This is a genomic window from Bacillus sp. 05T31, from assembly GCF_056396725.1.
Genome location: NZ_JBFTMA010000071.1, coordinates 1 through 11,365 on the forward strand (window position 1 = coordinate 1; position 11,365 = coordinate 11,365).

The following is an 11,365-nucleotide window of genomic DNA, read 5'->3' on the forward strand; positions in this document are numbered from 1 at the left end:
AGTACGGTAGCTCGTCGGGCTCATAACCCGAAGGTCGCAGGTTCAAATCCTGTCCCCGCAACCAAATGGTCCCGTGGTGTAGTGGTTAACATGCCTGCCTGTCACGCAGGAGATCGCCGGTTCGACCCCGGTCGGGACCGCCATTTTAATAAGGCTCGGTAGCTCAGTCGGTAGAGCAGAGGACTGAAAATCCTCGTGTCGGCGGTTCGATTCCGTCCCGAGCCACCATTTTAATAAAATATGCCGGCTTAGCTCAATTGGTAGAGCAACTGACTTGTAATCAGTAGGTTGGGGGTTCAAGTCCTCTAGCCGGCACCATGTAAGTTTCGGAGGGGTAGCGAAGTGGCTAAACGCGGCGGACTGTAAATCCGCTCCTTCGGGTTCGGCAGTTCGAATCTGCCCCCCTCCACCATTTTACATAGGGGCATAGTTTAAAGGTAGAACTGAGGTCTCCAAAACCTCCAGTGTGGGTTCAATTCCTACTGCCCCTGCCAAATATATACACAACATGGCGGTTGTGGCGAAGTGGTTAACGCACCGGATTGTGGCTCCGGCATTCGTGGGTTCAATTCCCATCAGTCGCCCCATTTTTATTTTTTAAAAATTACAAATAAATTAATGGATACTTACATATAATTAAGTAAAACTTCGGTGGGCTATAGCCAAGCGGTAAGGCAACGGACTTTGACTCCGTCATGCGCTGGTTCGAATCCAGCTAGCCCAGCCATTTTTGCGGAAGTAGTTCAGTGGTAGAATACAACCTTGCCAAGGTTGGGGTCGCGGGTTCGAATCCCGTCTTCCGCTCCATTTTAACTTCATATGGCGGCATAGCCAAGTGGTAAGGCAGAGGTCTGCAAAACCTTTACCACCGGTTCAAATCCGGTTGCCGCCTTTATTTATGCCGATGTGGCGGAATTGGCAGACGCGCACGACTCAAAATCGTGTTCCTTCGGGAGTGTCGGTTCGACCCCGACCATCGGTATCACGAACGGCGTAACATCAAGGCTCTACACTAATTGTGTAGAGTTTTTTTGTATTTTCTTCACACTACAAAATAAGCACTAATAGTGCGTTGGGGTAGTGTGCGGTGAGTAGGTGACGAACTTTAGATACAGTTGGAAGAAACTATGAAGTATTAAAAGGATAAAATTTCAGTAGAATATTACATATACAAGAATTTTTTCGAGCACTCTAGAGAGAATCTCTCCACCCTGGTGACATGAAGTTAAATCCGATACCACCAGTTGAAATTACCACATTATCAGCTGGTAATTTCGTAATTTCGAAAAACTTCTTTTCAAACTCTTCTCTGTTGTACTTGTACATAGTTGAGTGACACGACCATATTTGCGTTGAAGTACTCAACCAGTCCCCTAATTCCTTTAATTTAGGGAACGACTCAAATTGAATTGGACCATCCAATTTCATGAATTTCACTTGATAGATAGTTGGGTTTAACTTCTCTCCTATTCCTTTAAAACCATGTGATTTTTTCTCATTTGAATGTGTCATAATTCTCTCCCATCTTTTCTTCAAATTTTTTCCTACTTTAATTATACAGCAATAGAAAGTAATTAAGGAAATATTATGGGATTAGTAGAGGAATGAAAAGGAATAACTTTAGTTTGACAATGAATAGTTCATAACATACTACATAACAAATMTTTAAAAGGACATGGCAGCTTTGCCCTGTTTCTTATTGTTTAGCAAGAAATAATAAAATAAATTATCACAGTAATAAATGAAATATGATAAATTTAATCAAGGGAAAGAAATGAAAGTAAAAGGTGTCAGTTATTTAATATGATTCCATTTTGGCTCCGTTTCATTTTAATTTATCATGTTTAAAGAAGCTCAAAATTTTTAAAATGCTTTAAAATAAAGGATTTTAAGGGTAGCACTCTATATAAATGTCACCTAAAAAGACCCTAACAGAAATGTTAGGGTTTTTTTTGTTAAATTATGCTATGTGATTTTAAAATTCGTAATAAACTTAGGAATTCATGTATAATATAACTTGTCGAAAGAACAAAATGATAGTGATTTATATTATGTCTGTAATATGAATCAAAAATGAACTTTTTATATTTCTTTTAAAAATGTGTTGAATACACATTATATTTCATATTAATATTTTTATGTAGATTTAAAATGGGAAAGAGAGTGGAAAGTATGGGCCGTAAATGGAACAATATTAAAGAAAAAAAAGCATCAAAAGATGCAAATACAAGCCGTATATACGCGAAATTTGGACGTGAAATTTATGTGGCAGCAAAACAAGGCGAGCCAGATCCAGAATCAAACCAAACGTTAAGAGTTGTATTAGAACGTGCGAAAACATACAACGTGCCAAGAACAATTATTGACCGTGCGATTGAAAAGGCAAAAGGCGGTTCAGAAGAAAACTATGACGAGCTTCGTTATGAAGGCTTTGGACCAAACGGATCTATGGTAATTGTAGATACACTGACAAATAACGTAAACCGTACTGCAGCAGATGTACGAGCTGCATTTAGCAAAAACAGTGGTAACATGGGTGTAAACGGTTCTGTCGCTTACATGTTTGATGCGACAGCTGTTATCGGTCTTGAAGGTAAAACATCAGATGAAGTTCTTGAAATCTTAATGGAAGCAGATGTAGATGCACGTGACATTCTAGAAGAAGAAGATTCTGTTATCGTTTATGCTGAACCTGATCAGTTCCATTCAGTACAATCTGCACTTAAAGGTGCTGGTGTTGAAGAATTTACAGTTGCAGAATTAACAATGCTTGCACAAAGTGATGTAGAACTTCCTGAAGATGCTCAAGTGCAATTTGAAAAAATGGTTGATGCATTAGAAGATTTAGAAGATGTACAGCAAGTTTACCACAACGTAGACTTAGGGGAATAATATAAGACAGAAGACCCTTTCCTTTAACGGATAGGGTCTTTTTTTATGGAGTTAATTAAGGTGGTAAAGTATTAAAGGTATTTTGTAGCTGCTAGGGAATATGGTTATAGGTTTGTATTTTAAATAATCATATTTCTAGGAGGTATTTCTGTGGAGCATAAAACACCAAAGCATATTGTTGCCGTAGCAGGTTATTTAACAAATGAAAAGAATGAGGTGCTTTTAACGAAAGTGCACTGGCGAGCAGATACGTGGGAAATGCCTGGAGGACAGGTAGAAGAAGGGGAAGCGCTCGATCAAGCTGTTTGCAGAGAAATAATGGAGGAAACAGGATTAACTGTGAAGCCTATCGGAGTTACAGGGATTTATTATAATGCTTCTATGCATATTGTAGCTGTTGTTTTTAAAGTAGCATATGTTAGTGGTGAAATAAAAATTCAACCTGAAGAAATACAAGATGCTAAATTTGTTGCTTTAAACGAAGAGAACATTGATGAGTATATAACGCGTCCTCATATGAAATCAAGGACACTTGATGCGATGAAAGCAATGCATTTCATTCCATACGAAACATGGGAAGTTCARCCATATAATCTTATAGGAAGGCTGTAAAGTTTAGGTTAGTTATTTGAGGATAGCTCAAATTGCTGACCTTTTCTTTATGTATACTGTTTCAGAAAAAGGTCACAATAATAAAGTGTAGGCTAATAATTAGTGAAGAAAGTAGGACTACCACCTAATTTCCTAGCTTTAGCCAAGTTTTAAGGGAGAAGTCTTACTGCCCACAAATAGCGAGATAATCCGAAAGCTAGTATTGATTTGCGGAACGTTTGTTCTGTATAATAGTGATATATCGTATATAATTAGATTGCTAGATGTTTAAAAGAATAAATGTATAAACTGATATAATAAAAGAATAAAGTGAAATTAAGGAGAGTCCTATTTCCTATGAATAGTGTGATAAACAAATGTACATTCAACATTTCATATGAATAGTAGATAAAAAGGGACTGTGATACAATACATTTTTACACCTTACAATGTTGTAAGGTAGGTGTAAGAGAAATCGATGGGATATTCTTTTACAACAAGGTATTCTTAAATTAAGAGTTATATGCTGTGTGGAAAAGAGGTGTTCGAGATGAAGGAACGAGTATTATCTAGAGTGAATTATCATCAAAAAGTTGCATTAAATCCATTAACTAAATTTCTTTATAAAGCCATTATATTATTATTATTGTTAAGTTTTGCATTATTATTCGTTGGAAATGTAATGATTGAGCGAAGTGATATTAGTAAATTAAATGTACCCGCTAAGTTAGAGGTGCCAGAATCATTAACACACGCATTTATTGCGACGGAAGATAAAAGGTTTTATCATCATAACGGTTTAGACTATATAGCAATTATTCGAGCTTCTATTGAAAATATAAAAGCTGGTGGTGTTGTGCAAGGAGGAAGCACSATTACACAGCAGYTATCTAAAAATGCTTTYTTATCTAATGAACGTACATTTTCYCGTAAGTGGAAAGAAATTTTTTATACGAAAAAGATTGAACGTACATTCACAAAGGATGAGATTTTAAAATTATATGTGAGTAATATTTACTACGGAGAAGGAGCATGGGGRATTGAAAAAGCAGCAAACCTTTACTTCGGTAAAAAGGTGGATCAATTAACRTTGGCTGAAAGTGCAATGATGGCTGCTGTAGTAAAAGCACCGGCTTATTACTCACCTGCACAAAATTATGATAAAGCAGTTGAGAGACGGAATGTAGTTTTAAGGCTAATGGAGAAAGAAGGGTATATAAATCATGATGAATATGTGCAAGCAGTTAGTGAGAAATTAGTAATTCGTCATGATATAAAAACAGAGCAATCCATGTTAAAAAATGCCCATGAAAAAGCAGTAAGTTAAAAGAAGTTCCTACATAGGAGCTTCTTTTTTTGGATAATTTGTGACAAAAGGCGACACAATATTGTCACAAATGTTGTATTTTTGTAATTTATGTGAGCGTGTTCATTGCGTGACCTATGTAAGTATTGATATTATGTGTATTGTGTACAATGATGTATACAGAATATGAAATTAAAGAGGAATGTATATGAAATCATCAAACAAACTCATGGTTCTTGGTATAGTTTTTTCTATYGCAGTATTGATTGTAATCGGGACGATTGTGTATAGCATCATAAATGACAAGAAAGATAAAGGGAATGAGATGTTTGCTTATTCTACGCAACAATCTTTAGGGAAAGATGATGCTCCAGTTAAGGTAGTTGAATTTGGAGACTTTAAATGTCCAGCTTGTCGTACTTGGGATGTAACAGTATTACCACGATTAAAAGAAGAGTATATTGATAAAGGTAAAGTGCAGTTATATTTTATTAACTTCCCGTTTATTGGAAAAGACTCTGATTTAGGTGCAGCTGCTGGTGAAGCAATTTATAAACAAGATCAAGATTCATTCTGGATTTTCTATGATGAGATTTATCAAAATCAAAAGAAAGATACGGAAGAATGGATTACAGAAGAATTACTTCTTAATATTGTGAAAGAAAAGCTTCCAAAAATTAATGTAGAACAGTTTAAAAAAGATTTACACAGTAAAGAAATGAAAGACAAAGTACGTAAAGATTCAGATCGTGCTCAAAAATTAAAAGTTCAAGGTGCTCCTTCAGTATATATAAATGGGAATCTTGCAAACCCTGATTTCGATAGTATGAAGAAGGCGATTGATAAAGAATTGAAAAAGTGATGAGGTATCTCATCACTTTTTCGACTTTTTTCGATAAATTTCTTGCTTCGATTTTTTTTACATGCTATACTACTTTACATAAGTTATTTCAATATCTTATATTTTTTTCATATTTGCGGGTGTAGTTTAGTGGTAAAACAAGAGCCTTCCAAGCTCTGGTCGAGAGTTCGATTCTCTTCACCCGCTCCAAATTTTATTTAATGTTTTTCTAATAAATTGTGATCAACGCAGTGTTTCGTTTCTAAGATAAACGAAGCATTGCGTTTTTTAATGTTTGAAAATCATAATTGTATGCGAAAATAGAAGTGAAGAATATTATTCCAAAAGTGAATTGATAACCAGTATAGTCGTTACATAAGGGATGGATTCATCGGTGGAGGCGATTGAAAATGGACTTTGAACAATTAAAGCAAGATGTAATTGCGTATAGTAAAACGATTGGTATAGATAAAATAGGTTTTGCCAGTGCTTCACCATTTGAGGAATTAAAGCAGCGCCTAATCCAGCAACAACAATTGAATTATCAGTCTGGATTCGAAGAGCCTGATATAGAGAAGAGAACGAATCCACAGCTATTGTTACCTGGTGCGAAATCAATTATTGCGATTGCTTTAGCATACCCTTCAAAATTAAAAAATGCACCATTAAGTAAACGAGGGGAACGACGTGGGATTTTTTGCCGTGCTTCTTGGGGCCAAGATTATCACCTTGTTCTACGAGATCGTTTGCAAAAGTTAGAGGCGTATTTAATCGAAAAGCTGCCGGATATAGAAGTGAAATCAATGRTTGATACAGGGGAGCTAAGTGATCGAGCTGTTTCAGAGCGTGCCGGTATTGGATGGAGTGGTAAGAACTGCGCTATTATTACGCCGGAATTTGGTTCGTATGTATACTTAGGAGAAATGATTACGAATGTTCCATTCCCTCCGGATCGGCCAATAGAAGATCAATGTGGAAGTTGTACGAAATGTATTGATATTTGTCCTACAGGTGCTTTAGTACAAGGCGGGCAGTTGGACTCGAAGAAATGTATTGCATTTTTAACACAGACAAAAGGGTTTCTGCCTGAAGAATATCGCGATAAAATAGGAAACCGTATATATGGATGTGATACGTGTCAGACTGTTTGTCCGAAAAATAAAGGAATGGATTTTCATAACCATCCTGAAATGGAGCCTGACCCTGAGTTAGTTAAACCGTTATTAACACCACTTTTAACAATTAGTAATCGTGATTTTAAAGAGAAGTATGGAATTATGTCTGGTTCATGGAGAGGTAAAAAACCATTGCAACGAAATGCTATTTTAGCACTTGCACATTTCAAAGAAACAGCAGCAATTCCTGATTTAATCGGTGTTATGAAAGATGATCCAAGACCAGTACTTCGAGGAACAGCAGCATGGGCACTTGGGAAAATTGGTGGAGATGGAGTAGGAGAAGCGATTGAAAAAGCGATGGAACGTGAGAAAGATGAAGAGGTTCTTCATGAAATGAATCGTGGACTTGAATTGTTAGCACAGAAAAAAGAGTAGATAATATCTCCCTTTTTCATATTGTAATATGGGAGGGAAACGAAATGGTTGTAAAAGCGAATATTGAAAAGCAAGTGCAACAGTTTTTAGCATATATAACAGAGAAACGAACAGATGTAGACGGTATTGCAGTAGATTTGTTACAAATGGTACAGAGAAAGAAACAATTGTTTCAAAAGCGTAGTGCACATATAGTGAAAGCAACTGCAGATATTTCTTTCATTAGACAATTAAATAGTAATGAGCATCAAGAACTTGATTATCAAATACACTTGAAATATTTAATTAAGCATAAAGAATTATTTTATATCGAAGAGGAACAATTAAAACGACGAGTTTGTTTAAAAAATAGTTGTATAATAGATGATTATGCTCTTGAAGTGTCAGAAGAAATAGGAATAGGTGAAACGTTAGAACGGGAAGTCACGAAAGAAAAATACGGTTCATATCAATATAATCGTTTAGAGGCAGTGAAATATGCAGAGCGTTGGTGGGATGATCGTAATTCTGCATACCGTAATTTTCCGGATAATTGTACAAATTTCATTTCACAATGTCTGCACACTGGAGAAGTACCGATGAATGGACATCCTAACATTCGTAAAGGGTGGTGGCAAAGGGGAAACCAGTGGAGTTGGAGCTGGGCTGTAGCACACTCTTTTTATTGGTATTTGTCAGGTGCTACAACAGGGCTTCGAGCAGAAGCAGTAGAAAGGCCAGAAGACCTTATTCTTGGCGATGTAATTGCGTATGATTTTGAGGATGATGGTAGGTGGAATCATACGACAATTGTAGTAGCAAAAGACGCAGATGGTATGCCGCTTGTAAATGCACATTCAGCGAATAGCCGCAGGCGTTATTGGAACTATGAAGATTCTAGTAAATATACACCACAAATGAAATATAAATTCTTTCATATTATTAATGGGTAGAGATTTTTCGTTCAAGTGGTATAATACGTAGTAGATAAAAAATAGAGGTGAATATCGCGTGGGAGTACATGTTGTTTTATATCAACCAGAAATTCCAGCAAATACAGGAAATATTGCACGTACTTGTGCAGCAACTGGAACAGAATTACATTTGATTAGACCGCTTGGATTTTCAACGGATGACAAAATGTTAAAGCGTGCAGGATTAGATTATTGGCAGCACGTAAAAGTTACGTATTATGATTCAATCGAAGAATTTTATGAAAAAAATAAAGATGGTGAATTCTTTTATTTAACAAAGTATGGCGAGAAAGCTCATACAGCATTTGATTATAGCAAACGTGAGAAGGATTACTATTTCGTATTTGGAAGAGAAACAAATGGATTACCAGCTAATGTAATTGAAGAAAACTTCGATCATTGTTTACGTATTCCAATGACGGATAAAGTACGTTCATTAAATTTATCTAATACAGCAGCAATTTTAATTTATGAAGCGTTCCGTCAACAAAATTATCCAGGATTAGATTTAGAAATCGTGTATTAAAAGTCGCCATTTGGCGGCTTTTTTATTTTTTAAAAAAATATGTAATCATACATTTTAAAAAAGGTACATGTTCATATAGAATGAGATATATGAATAAAAATAGATAAGACGGGTTGAGATAAATATGAAGGAACAATATAATAATCAAAATACCTTTTTAAGTATGATAGATATGGATTTAGTGAGACAGGGATTGTTACATGCTATTCAAGATTTAGTGTTTATTGTGAAAGTTATTGATGATGAAACTTTTAAATATATTTATGTGAATAAAATAGGAATGAATCACGCCAGGCTAGGGAAAGAATGTTATGGGAAAACTTTTGCAGAAGTATTACCAGAAGATACGGCAAGGTTATTGCAAGGACACTATGCAAAAGTAATGAGAGAAGCGAGAGCAATTACATTTTGTGATGTAATTAGTTTGCCAACTGGTGATATACATTATGAATCTTCACTTAATCCAGTATGCGATGTAAATGGAACATGTCAGTTTATTATTTGTATTACTAGAGATATTACAGCACAGGTTAAGAAAAAAGTGGAAATAGAAGAAAAACAAATGTTATTTAAGTCATTACTAGAATATAATAATGATTCCATTATATCTGTAGATTCTATTGGAAGAATTACATATGCAAATCCAGCGACTTATGAAATTTTTGGGTATCGATATGAAGAGTTAAAGGACCAATTTATTTGTCAGTTTATAAATAAAGAATATGAAAAAACTTTTCAAATTATATTTAAAAATGCTTTACAGGGAAGAGCAAAACAAATTGTTGCAAAGAAATATATTCATAAAGAAGGATATGAACTTTATATTTCCGTGAGGACAATCCCCATTATTGTGAATAGTGAAATCGTCGGGGTGTACATTGTTACGAAGGATGTTACGAGGCAAGTATTAAATGAGATGAAAACAGAATATTTAGCTTACTTTGATCAGTTAACGGGGTTAATGAATAGAATATCATGTACAAATAAGCTAAATGAATTTTTAGCTGAGAATAAAGAATTCGCATTGGTTTTTATAGATTTGGATGAATTTCACCTTATTAATGATACATTTGGTCATAAAGAAGGGGATCAAGTCTTAAAAAAAGTTACTGAATGCTTACGAGACCTAAAAATAGAAGATATGCATTTATTTAGAGAACATGATGATCAATTTGTTATGTTAATAGAAAATATAACGAGAGAATACGTAGAGGAAGTTGCACAAAYAATATTAAAAAAAATTAGTGGGCATTTTGTAATAGAAGAAGAGGATGTTTATTTGAGTGCATCAATTGGGATTGTAATGGCCCCAGAAGATGGAATGGATGAAAAAATGCTTTTCCAAAGAGTCGACGCAGCTTTGGAAAAAGCAAAGGAAAAAGGAAAAGGGTATTATCATTTTTATTGTAGTGGATTAGATTGTGAACGTGAACAAAGGTTTATAATAGAAAATCAGTTACATCGTGCTATAGAGAAAAATGAATTTTCCCTCTATTATCAACCTCAAATTAATATTGAAACGGAAAAGATAGCCAGTATGGAAGCCTTAATAAGGTGGGAGAATAAGGAGCTAGGTTTTGTCTCGCCMAATCAATTTATCCCMCTTGCTGAAAGAACAGGGTTTATTATTAAACTTGATGAATGGGTAGTACATCAAGTTTGTGAACAGATACGTGAATGGTTAAATAAAGGATATGAGGTTGTACCAATCGCAGTTAATATTTCAGCTAGACATTTTCGTTCTATTACATTAATAGAGATGATTACACGTGCTTTAAATAAGTACAACGTTCCCCCTCATTTATTAGCAATAGAAGTTACAGAAGGGGCTCTTATACATAAAGATGTATCAAAAAGAGTGTTACTGCAGTTAAAAGAACAAAATTTAAAGATTCATTTAGATGACTTTGGAACGGGATATTCATCTTTAAGTTATTTAAAAAAATATCCGATTGATACGTTAAAAATTGATCGTTCTTTTATGGAAGGTATATATAAAGATGAAAGAGATACGAATATTACGGCTGCAATTATTCATTTAGCACATACTCTAGGGTTAAATGTAATTGCAGAAGGAGTAGAAAAGGCGGAACAAATACAGTTCTTAAAGGAAAAGAATGTGAAAATCGTACAAGGTTATTTTTATAATCGCCCTTTATCGATATACGATGTGGAAAATATTTATTTTAAATAGTGTATAAAAAACAAGAAAAAAAGTGATGTGCTGAAAAGCACATCACTTTTTTTGTGTACCTGGTTTATCGTTATAACCAGATGTAAAAATAGCTGTAAGAAATGTGATYGATACACCTAAAATTAATAATAACTTCATACTAATTTCCYCCTTACTTTTTCGGTTTACGAATCCTAYTTGTGAATCGAAATGTATGTAAGGTTCCCAGAAGAAAAGAATTTATTTACAATGAATAGCAGCGTGAAAACTTTAATACCTTTATTATACAGAATTTTCTTTGAATTTTGGAGAGAATTTTATAGCGCTATTATATATTTCGTTTTGATTTAAAGAATGTTTAAGGACATCCTAGCATACCTTTTATAATAATCCGATTGAACAAGGAGATGGGGGAGGAGCTATAATGGATATTCTAAAGAAAATTGAAMAATATCGGGAAGCAGAAGAACGTTTACAATGGGAAGGTACGTTTGCGGAGTATTTGGAGCTTGTGAAAGAAAGACCATGGG

9 protein-coding genes and 11 tRNA genes are annotated in these 11,365 nt (G+C 34.8%); 19 read left to right on the forward strand and 1 reads right to left on the reverse strand.

What is annotated here, in order from left to right:
• Nucleotides 1-67: 67 nt before the first annotated feature.
• From AC1DJR_RS07150 to AC1DJR_RS07195, 10 genes are all read left to right on the forward strand, one after another.
• Nucleotides 68-143 (forward strand) — tRNA-Asp (locus AC1DJR_RS07150).
• Nucleotides 144-152: 9 nt separating this feature from the next.
• Nucleotides 153-228, forward strand: a tRNA-Phe gene (locus AC1DJR_RS07155).
• A 14-nt stretch (nt 229-242) separates the two neighbouring features.
• Nucleotides 243-318 (forward strand) — tRNA-Thr (locus AC1DJR_RS07160).
• A 10-nt stretch (nt 319-328) separates the two neighbouring features.
• Nucleotides 329-412 (forward strand) — tRNA-Tyr (locus tag AC1DJR_RS07165).
• Between the two features lie 8 nt (nt 413-420).
• Nucleotides 421-494 (forward strand) — tRNA-Trp (locus AC1DJR_RS07170).
• 17 nt (nt 495-511) lie between these two features.
• A tRNA-His gene (locus tag AC1DJR_RS07175) sits at nt 512-587 on the forward strand.
• Between the two features lie 65 nt (nt 588-652).
• Nucleotides 653-727, forward strand: a tRNA-Gln gene (locus AC1DJR_RS07180).
• Between the two features lie 5 nt (nt 728-732).
• A tRNA-Gly gene (locus tag AC1DJR_RS07185) sits at nt 733-807 on the forward strand.
• 14 nt (nt 808-821) lie between these two features.
• Nucleotides 822-892 (forward strand) — tRNA-Cys (locus AC1DJR_RS07190).
• An 8-nt stretch (nt 893-900) separates the two neighbouring features.
• Nucleotides 901-982: transfer RNA gene (locus tag AC1DJR_RS07195), tRNA-Leu, on the forward strand.
• Between the two features lie 209 nt (nt 983-1,191).
• Here AC1DJR_RS07195 and AC1DJR_RS07200 read toward each other — a convergent pair.
• A complete protein-coding gene (locus tag AC1DJR_RS07200) occupies nt 1,192-1,512 on the reverse strand; it encodes a DUF3884 family protein (protein WP_429688908.1) in 321 nt (106 codons plus the stop codon).
• A gap of 660 nt (nt 1,513-2,172) precedes the next feature.
• On the opposite strand from AC1DJR_RS07200, the gene AC1DJR_RS07205 reads away from it, so the two are divergent.
• The 9 genes from AC1DJR_RS07205 to AC1DJR_RS07245 all read left to right on the forward strand — a co-directional run bounded on the left by AC1DJR_RS07205 (nt 2,173) and on the right by AC1DJR_RS07245 (nt 10,856).
• The gene (locus tag AC1DJR_RS07205; protein WP_002113875.1) at nt 2,173-2,892 is read left to right on the forward strand and encodes a YebC/PmpR family DNA-binding transcriptional regulator; all 720 of its coding nucleotides are present in this window, start codon (nt 2,173-2,175) and stop codon (nt 2,890-2,892) included.
• 150 nt (nt 2,893-3,042) lie between these two features.
• The gene (locus AC1DJR_RS07210) at nt 3,043-3,504 is read left to right on the forward strand and encodes an NUDIX hydrolase (RefSeq protein ID WP_002201842.1); all 462 of its coding nucleotides are present in this window, start codon (nt 3,043-3,045) and stop codon (nt 3,502-3,504) included.
• 529 nt (nt 3,505-4,033) lie between these two features.
• Complete coding sequence (locus AC1DJR_RS07215; protein WP_477002291.1) at nt 4,034-4,810, forward strand: transglycosylase domain-containing protein; 777 nt, start codon at nt 4,034-4,036, stop codon at nt 4,808-4,810.
• A gap of 187 nt (nt 4,811-4,997) precedes the next feature.
• Nucleotides 4,998-5,651, forward strand: a complete 654-nt coding sequence (locus AC1DJR_RS07220) for a DsbA family protein (RefSeq protein WP_002204548.1) — start codon at nt 4,998-5,000, stop codon at nt 5,649-5,651.
• 115 nt (nt 5,652-5,766) lie between these two features.
• A tRNA-Gly gene (locus tag AC1DJR_RS07225) sits at nt 5,767-5,840 on the forward strand.
• 200 nt (nt 5,841-6,040) lie between these two features.
• Nucleotides 6,041-7,183: a tRNA epoxyqueuosine(34) reductase QueG gene (gene queG, locus AC1DJR_RS07230; RefSeq protein ID WP_477002292.1), complete on the forward strand. Its 1,143-nt coding sequence runs from the start codon at nt 6,041-6,043 to the stop codon at nt 7,181-7,183.
• A gap of 44 nt (nt 7,184-7,227) precedes the next feature.
• Complete coding sequence (locus AC1DJR_RS07235; protein WP_429688906.1) at nt 7,228-8,115, forward strand: amidase domain-containing protein; 888 nt, start codon at nt 7,228-7,230, stop codon at nt 8,113-8,115.
• Nucleotides 8,116-8,173: 58 nt separating this feature from the next.
• Entirely contained in the window at nt 8,174-8,662 is a 489-nt protein-coding gene (trmL, locus tag AC1DJR_RS07240; protein WP_000538149.1) for a tRNA (uridine(34)/cytosine(34)/5-carboxymethylaminomethyluridine(34)-2'-O)-methyltransferase TrmL, read from the forward strand.
• Nucleotides 8,663-8,786: 124 nt separating this feature from the next.
• Nucleotides 8,787-10,856 carry a sensor domain-containing protein gene (locus AC1DJR_RS07245; protein ID WP_477002293.1) on the forward strand — a complete coding sequence of 690 codons (2,070 nt, stop codon included), beginning with the start codon at nt 8,787-8,789 and terminating at the stop codon, nt 10,854-10,856.
• Nucleotides 10,857-11,365: the final 509 nt, after the last annotated feature.